Origin of the sequence: Flavobacterium keumense (genome assembly GCF_029866485.1) — a bacterium.
Classification (GTDB): Bacteria; Bacteroidota; Bacteroidia; order Flavobacteriales; family Flavobacteriaceae; genus Flavobacterium; species Flavobacterium keumense.
This window is the reverse complement of the sequence record NZ_CP092332.1, coordinates 2,384,555-2,399,558: the sequence shown is the minus strand read 5'-3', so window position 1 is coordinate 2,399,558 and position 15,004 is coordinate 2,384,555. Positions and strand designations below refer to the sequence as shown.

12 protein-coding genes are annotated in these 15,004 nt (G+C 34.8%); 4 read left to right on the top strand and 8 right to left on the bottom strand.

The window, feature by feature from the left end; genetic code table 11:
- The first annotated feature begins 5 nt into the window (after positions 1–5).
- Positions 6–2,474 (top strand): TonB-dependent receptor, encoded by a 2,469-nt coding sequence (locus MG292_RS10625; protein ID WP_264532753.1) that lies wholly within the window; start codon positions 6–8, stop codon positions 2,472–2,474.
- A gap of 128 nt (positions 2,475–2,602) precedes the next feature.
- On the opposite strand, the gene MG292_RS10620 is transcribed toward MG292_RS10625, so the two are convergent.
- The 6 genes from MG292_RS10620 to MG292_RS10595 form a co-directional block, all read right to left on the bottom strand.
- Positions 2,603–3,304 carry a hypothetical protein gene (locus MG292_RS10620; protein WP_264532754.1) on the bottom strand — a complete coding sequence of 234 codons (702 nt, stop codon included), beginning with the start codon at positions 3,302–3,304 and terminating at the stop codon, positions 2,603–2,605.
- Between the two features lie 2 nt (positions 3,305–3,306).
- Entirely contained in the window at positions 3,307–5,136 is a 1,830-nt protein-coding gene (locus tag MG292_RS10615; protein ID WP_264532755.1) for an ABC transporter ATP-binding protein, read from the bottom strand.
- Entirely contained in the window at positions 5,137–6,867 is a 1,731-nt protein-coding gene (locus MG292_RS10610; protein WP_264532756.1) for a phospho-sugar mutase, read from the bottom strand.
- Between the two features lie 277 nt (positions 6,868–7,144).
- Positions 7,145–7,408 carry an ORF6N domain-containing protein gene (locus tag MG292_RS10605; RefSeq protein ID WP_264532757.1) on the bottom strand — a complete coding sequence of 88 codons (264 nt, stop codon included), beginning with the start codon at positions 7,406–7,408 and terminating at the stop codon, positions 7,145–7,147.
- 9 nt (positions 7,409–7,417) lie between these two features.
- Positions 7,418–8,377 (bottom strand): glycosyltransferase family 2 protein, encoded by a 960-nt coding sequence (locus tag MG292_RS10600; protein ID WP_264532758.1) that lies wholly within the window; start codon positions 8,375–8,377, stop codon positions 7,418–7,420.
- Between the two features lie 6 nt (positions 8,378–8,383).
- A complete protein-coding gene (locus tag MG292_RS10595; protein ID WP_264532759.1) occupies positions 8,384–8,911 on the bottom strand; it encodes a DUF4199 domain-containing protein in 528 nt (175 codons plus the stop codon).
- Between the two features lie 244 nt (positions 8,912–9,155).
- Here MG292_RS10595 and MG292_RS10590 point away from each other — a divergent pair, with 244 nt between their 5' ends.
- Positions 9,156–9,407, top strand: coding sequence for a type B 50S ribosomal protein L31 (locus tag MG292_RS10590; protein WP_264532760.1), 252 nt, complete (start codon positions 9,156–9,158; stop codon positions 9,405–9,407).
- Positions 9,408–9,508: 101 nt separating this feature from the next.
- On the top strand, positions 9,509–10,684 hold the full coding sequence (locus MG292_RS10585) for a GlmU family protein (protein WP_264532761.1): 1,176 nt from the start codon (positions 9,509–9,511) through the stop codon (positions 10,682–10,684).
- Positions 10,685–10,733: 49 nt separating this feature from the next.
- On the opposite strand, the gene MG292_RS10580 is transcribed toward MG292_RS10585, so the two are convergent.
- Positions 10,734–12,113, bottom strand: coding sequence for a Kelch repeat-containing protein (locus MG292_RS10580; protein WP_264532762.1), 1,380 nt, complete (start codon positions 12,111–12,113; stop codon positions 10,734–10,736).
- 49 nt (positions 12,114–12,162) lie between these two features.
- Entirely contained in the window at positions 12,163–12,573 is a 411-nt protein-coding gene (locus tag MG292_RS10575) for a hypothetical protein (protein ID WP_264532763.1), read from the bottom strand.
- Between the two features lie 746 nt (positions 12,574–13,319).
- On the opposite strand from MG292_RS10575, the gene MG292_RS10570 reads away from it, so the two are divergent.
- Positions 13,320–14,954 (top strand): ABC-F family ATP-binding cassette domain-containing protein, encoded by a 1,635-nt coding sequence (locus tag MG292_RS10570; protein ID WP_264532764.1) that lies wholly within the window; start codon positions 13,320–13,322, stop codon positions 14,952–14,954.
- Positions 14,955–15,004: the final 50 nt, after the last annotated feature.

Genomic DNA, 15,004 nt, shown 5'->3' with positions numbered 1-15,004 from the left:
ATCACTTGAAAAGTATCCAAAAAGTTATTGTTCAGCTTCTTTTTTTCGGAATAGGATTTTCGTCTTTGGCTCAGAATGCCAAGTTGAGAGGAATTATTTTAGACGAAAACAAGCAAGCAGTGGCTCATGTTTCGGTTGCTTGTGGTTCGGTAGGAACTCAATCCAATTTGAATGGTTTTTACGAACTATCTATTCCTTCTAATAAAAAAGTGACAGTTGTTTTTTCACATGTCGCTTTAAAAACGTCTTCAATTGTGTTGTTTTTGAAATCCAATGAAAATTTTGAATTCAATCCGGTGATGAATACCCGCCAAGAACAAATGGGCGAAGTAGTTGTGACGGCTAAGAATAACAAGCGAATTCAAGGAATTACCTCAATTACACCCGAAGTATTACGTAAAATTCCGGGGGCTAATGCAGGAGTTGAAAATATCTTAAAAACCTTAGCAGGAGTCAATTCCAATAGTGAATTGAGCACACAATACGCTGTTCGCGGTGGAAATTACGATGAGAATTTGGTTTATGTTAACGAAATTGAAGTCTATCGCCCTTTCTTAATTCGATCAGGACAGCAAGAAGGATTGAGTTTTACGAATACTGATTTGGTTCAAAATGTTGATTTTTCTGCTGGTGGATTCCAAGCCAAATACGGAGATAAATTGTCTTCGGTTTTGGATATTACCTACCGAAAACCAACTGATTTTGGAGCCAACTTTGAAGGAAGTTTTCTGGGTGGCAGTATGGCTTTTGATGCTGTTTCTAAAGATAAAAAATGGTCTGCCGTTACAGGGGTGCGTTACCGAAACAATAGTCTTTTGGTGAAAAGTCAAGAAACCCAAACAAATTATACGCCCACCTTTGCCGATATTCAAACCAATATTAATTATCAGGCTTCCGCCAAATGGCAATGGAGTTTTTTAGGTAATATTTCGAAAAACAACTATCAATACCAACCCTTGACCCGCCAAACTAATTTTGGAACGTTAGACCAACCCATGGCACTTTTGGTGTATTATGAAGGACAAGAAAAAGATCAGTATGCTACTTATTTTGGAGCAGTAAAAACCACCTTTAAACCTAACGAAAGCTTTAATTTGAAATTTATTAGCTCACTGTATCATACAACTGAACAAGAGAATTTTGATATTTTGGCGCAATACCGTTTGGGTGAAGTGGATGCCAATGTTGCCTCTGAAACTTACGGAAAAGTATCCTATACCCAAGGTATCGGTTCGCAGTTGAACCACGCCCGAAATAATCTGGATGCTTTAATTGCCAATATCGAATTAAAAGGGTTTCACGATTGGAAGAAAAGCCAATTGGATTGGGGTGTTAAATACACTCGAGAATCTATTCGAGATCGAGTAGTGGAGTGGGAGGTAATCGATTCGGCGGGTTTTTCTATTCCGCCACCTATTGTCTTACCTCAAAAAAACGAGCCGTATTCGGTTTATACTGGCCCACTTGTTCCGTATCAAAATGTGCGTGCGACTAATTTTACTACCATTAATAGATTTTCGGGTTTTGTTCAATGGAATTCAAAAAGTACCATAGGAGCTACTAAGGTGTGGTACAATGCAGGATTGCGTTTTCACAATTGGGAAGTATTAGGAACTGACGAATTAGGTAAATCGCAGTTTGTTTGGAGTCCGCGTGCTCAAATCTCTATCCAACCCAATTGGGAAAAAGATATGGTGTTCCGACTTTCAAGTGGACTGTACTTCCAGCCTCCTTTTTATAGAGAATTGCGTGGTACCGATAGCACAGTACAACCGAATGTAAAAGCACAGCAATCGGTTCATTTGGTTTTGGCAAATGATTACAATTTTAAGATGTGGAATCGTCCCTTTAAATTGCTTTCTGAACTCTATTATAAATCCATGTCGGATGTGAATACGTATACGATTGATAATGTCCGAATTCGGTATGCAGCGAATAATTTGGCGAAAGCCTATGCTCAGGGATTCGATATTCGTTTGAATGGAGAATTTGTGTCTGGGACAGAATCATGGTTTAGTTTTGGCTATTTGAAAACAGAAGAGAACAGCGAAAATAAAGGCTATATCGCTCGGCCAACGGATCAACTATTGAAATTCGGATTGTTATTTCAAGATTATATGCCCACTATTCCCAGCATGAAAGTGTATTTGAATTTAGTCTATAATACGGGATTGCCAGGCGGTTCTCCTTCCTATGCCGACCCGTATTTGTATCAAAATAGATTACGAGATTATCGTCGTGCCGATGTTGGATTTTCTAAAATTTTGATTGACAATAAAAATAATTCAATTAAAAATAATTGGTTGGGAAATTTCAAAGAATTGGCTGTGGGTGTAGAGCTATTTAATCTTTTTAATAATCAAAATGCCATAACCAATACTTGGGTTCGCGATGTGTATTCCAAAAATCAATACGCTATTCCCAATTATATGACTACGCGAGTATTTAATATTAAATTGACGGGAAAATTATAATTTCGTCCCTACGGGACACAGAAATACTTCATTAAATTCTATACACTTGTCTCGTTAGAGACACAATGTTGGTAATTTTATATAGCTATGATTACAAAAGTCCCGTAGGGACGAAATATTGGCAAAATCTATATTAAGATATCGCTCTCTAAATCCGATTTTTCTATTTCAATATCAAAACCTAATTTAGAAACCAATTGGATCACTAAGTTTTTATACCAGTTTTCTGATTTAGGGTGAATGTAGATTTTATCAATCAGTTGGCTAATATCCACATTGATTTTAATGCCATCATTGATGTTGATTTTAGTATCAGAAGTGTCAGAGATGATACGGACTTCACGTTCGTATTGAAAACTTTTTCGTTTGAATAAAAAGGGGAAAAACATATCGTCAAACGGAATGTATTCTTTTTTGTAATCAATATAATTGACTTGCCCGATGTATTGCTTTAAGTTTTTTTCGGGTTCTAATGCTTTTTGCAAACGTCCAATAGTAGATTGGATAGCCAAACCTTCACTGTTTTGAGTAAATATTTGCCACATAGCAAACGATTCGTATTCGTTGATGTGCCAGCTACTAATGGCTACTTTTTCGCGATGTGTTTTGTAATAATTGAGAAAATCAGGATTGTTAATGGCTAATTTTTTAATCTCTTCATACGTAGGTTCACTAAAAGTGCCTTCGTATTGGTCTTCAAATTTATCGGAACGCGACATGAATAATTTTTGCGACAGCAGCAAATCCAAGAATTTAGACAAATCCAAGTACTTCCAAACAATAGTATCTGGATCTTCTGGAAGTTTAATATTTGGATTGTTAATGTACATGTTTATTCTAGAGATTGCATACTAACGAGCTTATTATAAGTTCCGTTTAGGGCAATTAATTCTTCGTGTGTGCCTTGTTCTACAATGCTGCCTTTTTGCATTACTACAATTTTGTTGGCTTTTTGTATGGTAGAAAGACGGTGAGCAATTACAATAGAAGTTCGGTTTTGCATCATGTTTTCTAAGGCTACTTGAACTAATTTTTCACTTTCAGTATCCAATGCCGAAGTGGCTTCGTCCAAAATCATAATCGGTGGGTTTTTCAAAACTGCTCGTGCAATCGAAAGGCGTTGTTTTTGTCCACCAGATAATTTATTTCCGCTATCGCCAATATTGGTGTGAATGCCGTTGGGTAAGTCTTTTACAAATTCGTAAGCATTGGCAATCTTAAGTGCTTCGACAATTTCTTCCTCGGTAGCATCTTCTTTGCCTAAAGTAATGTTTGATTTAATAGTGTCGTTGAACAGAATACTGTCTTGGGTCACTAATCCTATTAATCCTCGAAGTGATTCTAAATTTAATTTTTTGATATCTATTCCATCAATTTGAATGCTACCTTCGTTTACATCGTAAAAACGGGTTAATAAATTAGCAATCGTACTTTTTCCACTACCGGATTGACCTACTAACGCTACGGTTTGTCCTTTAGCTACTTTAAGTGAGAAATCCTTTAGTACATTTTCATCCTCATACTTGAAATTGATATTAGAGATTTCAATTTCAGAATTAAATGTGTCTTTTATGATAGCTTCATTGTGATTTGTAATGGTGTTTTCTATTTCCAATACTTCAAAAACACGTTCAGCAGCAGCTAATCCATTTTTTACCGCATAAGAGGCTTTGGAAATGTTTTTTGCAGGAGTCAAAATATTGTAAGAAAGTAACATATATACTAAAAATAAAGAACCTTCTAATGTTTTGTCAACCAAAACTAAGTTGCCGCCATACCATAATAAGGTGGCGATGGTTACAATTCCCATGAACTCGCTCATAGGTGAAGCTAAGTTGTTTTTGTTACCAATGCTGTTGGAAAGTTTTAGCAACTTAGTAATGGATTCGTCAAAACGTTTTTTGAATTGATTCTCGGCATTGTAGCTTTTAACGACTTTCAGTCCGCCTAAACTTTCTTCGACCAATGAAATAAAATAACCACTTTCTTGTTGCGCGCGAGTGGATTTTGATTTCAAACTTTTTCCGATTTTTGAAATAATGAATCCCGAAACTGGAATAAAAACAAAAACAAATAGCGTTAGATTTACGCTAATATTGAGCATGGCAATTATGGTAAATACGATTGTTAACGGCTCTTTTACAATGAGTTCTAAAATAGAGAAAAAAGAGTTTTGCACCTCATTTACATCCCCAAGCATTCGCGCCATAATATCACCTTTTCTTTTTTCAGAATAATAAGAAATAGGCAAGTCGATGATTTTATAGTACATCTTTTGTCTCAAATCACGTAATACTCCATTTTTTAAGTGGGTAATATGATAGGAAGCAAGATAATTGAAAAGATTTTTAAGTAAAAAGGATACTATAACTAAGACAACAGCCAGTAATAAGGCAAACTGAGGTCCTTGTTTTTGACTTAAATCGGATATGGTAAAAAACAACCAATCTTTACCAAATTGCCCTATGTCTTGAATTCCTGTATAAGTAGGTTCCTTGATGACGGTGGCGCTTTTTTTGAATAATACTTCTAATAACGGAAACATCGTTATCATAGAGAGCGTACTAAATAAAGCATACAAAATGTTATAAATCACATTCCAAATGATATGTGATTTATAGGGTTTAGTATAAGGGATTAATTTATTTATATTTTGATCCATTTAGTTCAAATGCATTGCTGCGATTATATTTTTAATTTTTTGATCTAGTTCAGCTTCTACTGCTTTGAAATTTTCGACTTTATCCAAAGTGGTATTGACACTAAAATAGAATTTAATTTTAGGTTCGGTTCCACTTGGACGCGCACAAATTTTAGAGCCGTCTTCTAAATAGTAGATTAATACATTTGATTTTGGGATGTGTATAGGTTCCACTTCGTTTGTGATTCTGTTCGTAGAAGTTGAATTTTCATAATCATCGATACATACTACACGTTGTCCATCAATTTCATCTACTGGGTTTTCGCGTAAATCAATCATCATTTGGTTGATTTCGGCTAAACCATCAATTCCTTTTTTGGTTAATGAAATCAAATGCTCTTTGTAGCAACCAAAGTCAACATACAAATTCAATAACTCTTGGTATAATGAACTTCCGGAAGCTTTTGCTAATGCAGCAATTTCGCAAACCAAAAGTGAAGCGCCTACTGCATCTTTATCACGAACTGCATCGCCTACCATAAACCCGAAACTTTCTTCTCCGCCACCAATGAATTTTTGGTTAGGGAAATCTTTAATCATTTTGGCAATCCATTTAAAACCAGTCAAACCTACTTTGCACTCAATTCCATAAGCGGATGCTAATTCGAGCATCATAGGAGTAGAAACTATAGTCGAACCCACGAATTCAGTTCCAGTAATTTTGTCGGCACGTTTCCATTGTTCTAATAAAAATGCTGTCATGATAATCATCGTTTGGTTACCATTCAATAATATCATTTTGCCTTCAGTATTTCTAACAGCTACCCCTAAACGGTCTGAATCAGGGTCGGTACCAATTACAATATCAGCTTGAGTAGCTTCTGCTAATTCCATTGCCATTGTCAACGCCTCAGGTTCTTCTGGATTGGGTGATTTAACGGTTGGGAAATCGCCGTTTGGTTCGGCTTGTTCTTTTACAATGTGTACTTGTGTGTATCCGGCTTGTGCTAAAACGGTCGGAATCGATTTGATCGAAGTACCGTGAAGTGATGTGTACACGATTTTTAGATTTTCTTTGGCAACCGCAGGTGTAGTTTTGAAACTAGCATTTTCAATAGTCGATTGATGAAATGCAGCATCAACTTCTTCGCCTATATATTGAATCAAGTTATCGTTAGCTTCAAATTTAATTTCGTCATAATTCAACGCTTCAATTAACTCAATAATTTCGCCGTCTTGTGGTGGTACTAATTGTCCGCCATCTTGCCAATATACTTTGTATCCGTTGTATTCCGGTGGATTGTGAGAAGCAGTTAACACAATTCCTGCGTGACAATTCAAGTGTTTTACTGTGAATGACAACTCGGGAGTTGTACGCAATTCTGAAAATAAGAAAACCTGAATTCCATTGGCAGAAAATACATCAGCAACTACTTTAGCCAAAGTATCGCTGTTGTGACGGCAATCGTAAGCAATCGCCACGCGTAGGGCTTCGCCCGGAAATACTTTTTTCAAATAATTAGACAAACCTTGAGTGTTCTTTCCTAAAGTGTATTTATTAATACGGTTCGTTCCAACTCCCATAACACCACGCATTCCGCCTGTTCCAAATTCTAAATTCTTATAAAAACTTTCTTCCAATTCTTTTGGATTCGAACGCATCATTTCTCGAATTGCAGTTTGAGTTACTGAGTCAAAATTTGGCGAAAGCCATTCGTTTACTTTGTCTAAAATAGTTTGTTTGATTTCCATTTTGTCTATTATTTGGTATAACCAATCTTTTTTCGTTCTTTTTGCATTTGATTTTGTTGCTTGGAATCCATCAAATGATTTAATGCTTTATAAATATCTGGACCCGAGCCTTAAGGCGAACAGGCGTAGCAAATTGTTGTTCAATTTCCGTTACTCTTTTTGTTAATTCTTCATACGTTAGTACGAATTTTCTAAGTGAAACAAAACTTCGCATAATGGCAATGTTAATCTCAATAGCTTTTTCATTATTCAATACGCTTGAAAGCATAGCGACACCTTACTCTGTAAAAACGAAGGGTAAATATTTTGAATGTTGGCCTCTTCCGACTTTTAAGATCACAATTTGTGACCTTAAAGAAATCCATTCTTCTTCGGTCAATTCAAACATAAAATCTTCAGGAAATCTATTGATATTCCTTCGTACCGCTTGTTTTAAAACTTTAGTACTCGTTTCATACAATTCAGCTAAATCAAAATCAAATAGTACTTTGTGACCTCTAATTTCGATAATTTTTTGGGTAATAATTTGGGATTTGGGCATGGTTTACTCTTATAAAAAATTCAGTTCACTTGCGACTTTATAACGTCCTTCATTGCTTTTGGTTCGTAAAATAATTTCGCCTAAAAAGCCAGCAAGGAATAATTGTGTACCAATTATCATGGTAGTCAACGCGATAAAAAACAGTGGATTTTCAGTTACCAACATAGGATGAAAACCAGCATACAAACGGTATAATTTGATACCAATGATTAATCCAGTAGATACAAACCCGATGATAAACATCAATACACCTGCTGCTCCAAAGAAGTGCATGGGGCGTTTTCCGTAACGAGATAAAAACCAAATTGTGATTAAATCCAAAAAACCATTGATGAATCGGTTCATGCCAAATTTAGACTCACCGTATTTTCTAGCTTGGTGTTGTACTACTTTTTCGCCAATTTTATTGAAACCTGCATTTTTAGCTAAAACAGGTATGTAGCGATGCATTTCGCCCGAAACTTCCACGTTTTTCACCACTACGTTTTTGTAGGCTTTTAGACCGCAATTAAAATCATTCAAATACACGCCTGAAGTTTTACGAGCGGCCCAGTTGAATAATTTGGAAGGTAAATTTTTAGCAACAACCGAATCGTAGCGCTTCTTTTTCCAACCTGAAACCAAATCAAAATTGCCATTGGAAATCATATCATACAATCCAGGAATCTCCTCTGGGCTGTCTTGTAAATCAGCATCCATAGTAATAATGACATCGCCTTGTGCTTTGGCAAAACCAGCATGTAACGCTTGCGATTTGCCGAAGTTTTTCATAAAACGAATGCCTTTTACGTGTGGATTTTCGTGAGCAAATTGTTCAATACACTGCCAAGAATTATCAGTACTTCCATCGTCTAGAAAGATAATTTCGTAGGTGTAATGGTGCGTTTGCATCACTTTGATAATCCAAGTGTACAATTCGTTCAGTGATTCCTCTTCGTTCAGAAGTGGGATAAGTATGGATAGATTCATTTAAAATTATTCTTGAGATTTGCTTTTGAAAAATGCGGCCATTATTAAACCAATAATCGAACTAAAAACAAGACTTGAAAGAGAGCCTTTAATTAAACCTATTGTTGAATAAGGGTTGTTTTCTTTCATGTTTGCAATAGCTTCATTGATTGCTGCGGCAGGAGTGTTAAATTTTTGCATTGTTTCTACTGCACTTTTAATTGTTAGTTCTTTTACAGTGTCTTGAGCTGATGGGTCGATTACATTGAACAACAAAATGTTAAATGTAGTTCCAATCAATATTCCAATCAAACTACAGATGAAATAGGTAGTAAATGCTTCTTTAAAGCTAAAATGACCATTTAATTCCTTCTTTGTTTTTGAAAGTAAAACAATAGATATGATTAAATAAAAAGCGATACTCGATAATCCTAACCAGAGCGACGTAAATAGATTTATGTTGACAGCATAAATGGTGGCTGTAAATACTGCTGAAAAAACACCGGTTAGTATTCCATAAGTTACTCCATTTCTTTTAATAATTTCGTTTATCATGATGCGGAAGATTTAAAATTAATCTACAAATATAGCAATTCCCAATTTATTTGCTGCTAAAAATCGCGATTTAGCGATGGATAAAAAAAGTAGAGTAAAGATTTGTTTATTGAAAAATAAGTGTAAATTTGCACACTCAAAATAATAATGTAAAAACAAAAAGTTATAATTGGTTTATACCTTTTCTGTTCGAGGAAAAGCTTCAAAGCGCAATTATAATTGAAACTAATAAAAAAGAATTACGATGAAAAAAGGTGTACACCCAGAAAATTACAGATTAGTTGCTTTTAAAGACATGTCAAATGACGACGTTTTTATTACTAAATCTACTGCAGAAACTAAAGAAACTATCACTGTTGATGGTGTAGAATATCCAGTTGTTAAAATGGAGATTTCTAGAACATCTCACCCTTTTTATACAGGTAAATCTAAATTAATTGATACTGCAGGACGTATCGATAAATTCAAAACTAAATACGCAAAACACATTAAATAATTTTAATTCGTTTCTTAGTATACAAAGCCTCGCAATAAGCGGGGCTTTTTTATTTAAAAACTTTGTAACTTTGAAGCTTTATAACTTTGTAATTTCTCAAAATGAATTATATCCTTTTTGACGGTCCTGCACGAAATGCCCTTTTGCCATTTACTTTCACACGCCCAGTGGCTGATATTTTAATTGGAATTTTGACTATTCGTCAAAAATGGGAAGCCTATTTGGGTTCTACAACAACGACTGTGACAGAAGAATACCTTTCGAAAAAATATCCTATGGTCGAAATGGAGCAAAACGTGATGATTAACGCTTCGTTTTTGCCTAATCCAACTTTGGTTGGAATGATTCAGAATTTAGAATCCAATCAAGCTATTTTTAAAGGAGAAGAAGTGATTGCTTTCTTTACCCATGAGGAACAAGATGAGGTTAATTTTGACACCTATGAAATACTAGAATATATCGATGAGTGTTTAAAGGTTGAACATACTTGGGATATTTTTTCTAAAAATGATGTTGCTCTTCGTGCTGATTTTGAGTTGTTGACTCAAGATAGAAAATCACAACCCATTCCAAAATCAGTGAACGTGATTGCTCCTGAAAATATTTTTATTGAAGAAGGTGCAACATTAGAGTTTGTGACTTTGAATGCTGCTACAGGACCTATTTATATTGGTAAAAATACTGAGATCATGGAAGGTTCTGTGATCCGTGGGCCTTTTGCTTTGTGCGAAGGGGCAGGGGTAAAACTCGCTACTAAAGTCTATGGAGCTACTACTGTTGGTCCGTATTCTAAAATTGGGGGAGAAGTGAATAATTCGGTTTTATTTGGTTATTCTAACAAAGGGCATGACGGATTTTTAGGGAATTCCGTTTTAGGAGAGTGGTGTAATATTGGTGCAGATAGTAACAATTCCAACCTTAAAAATAATTATGAAGAAGTGAGATTGTGGAGTTACGAAACCGAAGGTTTTGCAAAAACCGGCTTGCAATTTTGTGGTTTAATGATGGGTGATCATAGCAAGTGTGGTATTAATACTATGTTCAATACAGGAACAGTAGTAGGGGTGAGTGCCAATATTTTTGGTAGTGGTTTCCCTCGTAATTTTGTACCGAGTTTTTCTTGGGGTGGTGCCGCTGGATTTACAACTTATACAACAAGTAAAGCTTTTGCTACGGCTAGGTTAGTCATGAGTCGTAGGAATGTTGATTTTGACGAAAAAGAACAAGCTATTTTAGAACATGTTTTTGAGGAAACCAAAAAGTGGCGAAAGGAATAACTTCATCTTATACTAAAAAAACTCGCATTAATTGATGCGAGTTTTTTATTTATTTCACCCTAATAAAATTATCTTTTAGTTTGATTTCTTTCATTCGTTTGTCGTTGGGACTTCTTCGATAAACGAGAATATCTTTCTCTGTACTTTCTGTTATAAAAAGTAGTTTAGCCATGAGACTAGCCAAAGCGACTTCTCTTCGTTTTACCACGGTAGTAAAATTATCCATTTGAACTTCATTTTCATACAAATGATTCAATTCATTAAGCGGAATAAAACGTTGTCTGTTTTGAACCAAATAGTCTAGGATGCGCAACTCTGCCTCTTCAAATGTATCTAGTAGTTTCCCTTTGTAATAATAATTGGATTCATCTGTTTTAAAAGTAATACCATTAAAGGGTTTGAAATTAGGTTTTCTTTTACCGAAATAGAATACCAAACTTACTATTCCTAAAATACTCAAGATAGTTGTTAAAATAGTAGTTACCTCCAAGTTTTGATACCAAGGCAATAAGAATACTTGTTGGTCGACCTGTTTGCCTAAAAATTCTTGTAATGGAGTGCGTAATAAACTTTTAACTCCATCACCATCTTTATAAATATAAACTACTTCATTAGTCTTGTAGTCGTAAAAGGATTGTTCAACGCTTTTTGCTTTTCCCTTAAATGTTGTAATTGTATTCTTTTTCAAATCAACTTCATAAACATAAGAATATTCCATTAATGGAATGATATATAATTTTTCATTAATGATGAAACTTGAAGCGATCCCGTCTTTTGTGTTACTATTTATTGTACTGTTGAACTTTCCAATTTTTGACCATGTCATAGAGGGTAAATGTAGTTTCCATACAATTGGCTCAACCCCTTTATTTTGCAAAAAATTGTCTTCGTCTTTTTCGTAACCACCAAAAACATAAAAATCATCTTTTACAATTACACTTAAGGCAAATCTTCTAGGGCTAGGAGGAACTCCAAAAGTTTCTTCTTCTTCCCATTCTTTTGATTGTATATTATATTTGGTTAGGATGTTTTTATAAGTAAACAAGCCGTAACCCCCGAAGAAGTATATCTTATTTTTATAAGTAAAAGTGCTTGCAAAATATTGATTTCGGTGCAAGAAAGAGTTGTCTACTCTAACGATAGAATCATTTCTCCATTCTAATACGGCACCACAACCACGATAAACAAGGTAGGTTTTATTGTATATTGAAAAAGGCAAGTAATCTTTTAAAACGCTTGGATAGGGCGTGTGTGAAAATTGATGTTGTTGTATAGGATTTCCTTTATACAGTAGGGAATCTTTTAGTATTAAAATGGCTTGACCAGATTTTGCTTCTTTAAAAAGGAGATGTTCCGTGCTTCGACCTAGTATAGGTTGGGCTTGGCAGGTTGTTAAAGCAATTAAGAAAATAAATACGAATCGTTTCATAGACGGTATTGTTTCGAAAATTTTCTCTAAATTATTGTTTTTTTATAAATTACAAAATAATTTCACTTCTTGAATGTAATTGATTTCGCACATAGTTAATCACCGTGATGAATTCGTATTTCAATTTTTTAGGAATGCGTTTCTCAATGACGGTATTATTTTTTAAAATAATTTGTAGTCGGTAGGTTTTAAAATCGAGGGTATTCATTACTACAAAGTTAATACAGAAAATTAAAACAGATAAAATTGACAATTCTAAGTTAAGGTATTGCAAACAAAACAGCGTAAAAATAAAGTAACCAATCAAAAAGCTTTTGAATACAAACAGCCGTTGCTGGATATTAATATGAATTTTAGTAATATCAGCAAATGGAATTTGTTCTTTGTTACTTGATTTGGGATTCAAAATGATACCGTTTGATGCAATTGTTATTATTGCATTGGTTTGTTTTGAAATCATAATGTGTGGGGTTAATAAGGTTAATCGATGTTGCCATTGATTTACAAATGTAAATTTCAGAATTACGGTTTGTTTATTTTGAAAAAATACACGAAACAATATTTTCTACTATTTTTAATAATATAAATTATTGGTAATCAGTATTTTTAAAAATATAGGTTTTAGAAGATTTAGTTGGTTTTAATCTGTGTTACTTCTTTTTCAGTAACGCATTAAATGTGTTTTTGATGATTATTAATGCAATTTGATTTGATTTTTCACCACATACCTGCCTGCCACAGGCAAGGAAGTATCGATTAGTTAGGAAAAAGAGTTTAAGTAATCTCTTTAATTTCATCCCTATGGGACTTCTGTTCTAATACAGACTACCTAATTACCAGGCTTTTGTCCCTACGGGACAGTGTGTGAAAAATAAAAAAGATATAAAAACTCTAATTTATCCTAAAAAAATCCCGTTAGGGATTCTATTTTGGTATTGGACGAACTTGTCTAACTTAATGTCCCGTAGGGACAATATCTATTTGTTGTATAAACCCTTGGGTGAAATTACCATAAACGTCTCCCGACGCTTTGGGATTTAGTGAAAGAAAATCTGCAAATCTGCGGCCCGATTGCTTCGTGGTTTTTCTTCGTTATTAAAAATCTTCACACAATACATTCAAACAACGAGGGATTTGAATTATATTTGCGCCTTCAAAAACGGGAGGTTGAATGATCGATTTTCCAATATACAATTCCACTACGCAATGATTACAGTTAACGATATTTCGGTGCAATTTGGCGGAACAACACTCTTTAGTGATGTTTCTTTTGCCATTAATGAAAATGATAAAATTGCCCTTATGGGTAAAAATGGAGCGGGAAAATCGACGCTTTTAAAAATTATTGCTGGTCACAGTAAACCTTCGACAGGTTCTATTTCGGCTCCCAAAGAGGCGGTAGTAGCTTATTTGCCACAGCATTTATTGACTACGGACGGAGCGACTGTAATGGAAGAAACGTCTAAGGCGTTTGGTGAAGTTTTTAAAATGAAAGATGAAATTGACGCTATTAATGAACAATTGACCATTCGTACAGATTATGAAAGTGATGAGTACATGAAGTTGATTGAGCGTGTTTCGGATTTGAGTGAGAAATACTACGCTATTGAGGAAGTGAATTATGAAGCCGAGGTAGAGAAAATCTTGCTAGGTTTAGGGTTTGTTCGCGAAGATTTTACACGTCAAACTTCGGAGTTTTCTGGAGGTTGGAGAATGCGTATCGAATTGGCTAAAATTTTATTGAAAAAACCCGATTTGATTTTGCTCGATGAGCCAACGAACCACATGGATATTGAAAGTATTCAGTGGTTAGAAGATTTCTTGGTCAATCAAGCCAAAGCAGTAGTGGTGATTTCGCACGATAGAGCTTTTGTAGATAACATTACCAATCGTACTATAGAAGTAACTATGGGACGTATTTATGATTATAAAGCCAAGTATTCTCATTATTTAGAATTGCGAAAAGACCGTCGTATGCACCAGCAAAAAGCCTACGATGAGCAACAAAAAATGATTGCCGATAATAGAGCTTTTATTGAACGTTTTAAAGGGACTTTTTCTAAAACAGATGCGGTACAATCGCGTGTGAAGATGCTAGAAAAACTAGAAATCGTTCAGGTGGATGAAGTTGATACATCCGCTTTGAAATTGAAATTCCCACCAGCAGCTCGTTCTGGGCAATATCCAGTGATTGTGAAGGAATTGTCTAAATCGTACGGTGATCATGTGGTGTTTAAAGATGCTAATTTAGTTATTGAACGCGGACAAAAAGTCGCTTTTGTTGGAAAAAATGGAGAAGGTAAATCAACTATGATTAAAGCTATCATGAAGGAAATAGGGATTGATAGTGGTAGTGTGGAAATAGGTCACAATGCCCAAATAGGTTATTTTGCTCAAAATCAAGCGGCATTATTGGATGAAAATCTTACTATTTTTGAAACTATTGATAGTATTGCAGTAGGAGAAATTCGTACGCAAATCAAAAATATTTTAGGCGCTTTTATGTTTCAAGGTGATGATATTACTAAGAAAGTGAAAGTGCTTTCTGGAGGAGAAAAAACGCGTTTGGCGATGATTAAATTGTTGTTAGAACCTGTTAACTTGTTGATTCTCGATGAACCTTCGAATCACTTGGATATGAAAACCAAAGACATTATCAAAGATGCGTTAAAAGATTTTGATGGCACTTTGATTTTAGTATCGCACGACCGTGACTTCTTGGACGGTTTAGCCACCAAAGTTTTTGAATTTACTAACAAAAGGGTGGTAGAACACTTTGAGGATGTAGCTGGTTTCTTGGCGCACAAGAAAATGGAAAACCTGAGAGAAATAGAGAAGTAGGTTTATTGTGACATTTAGCATTTGTTCTTTTCGAGTCAATACCTAACCCG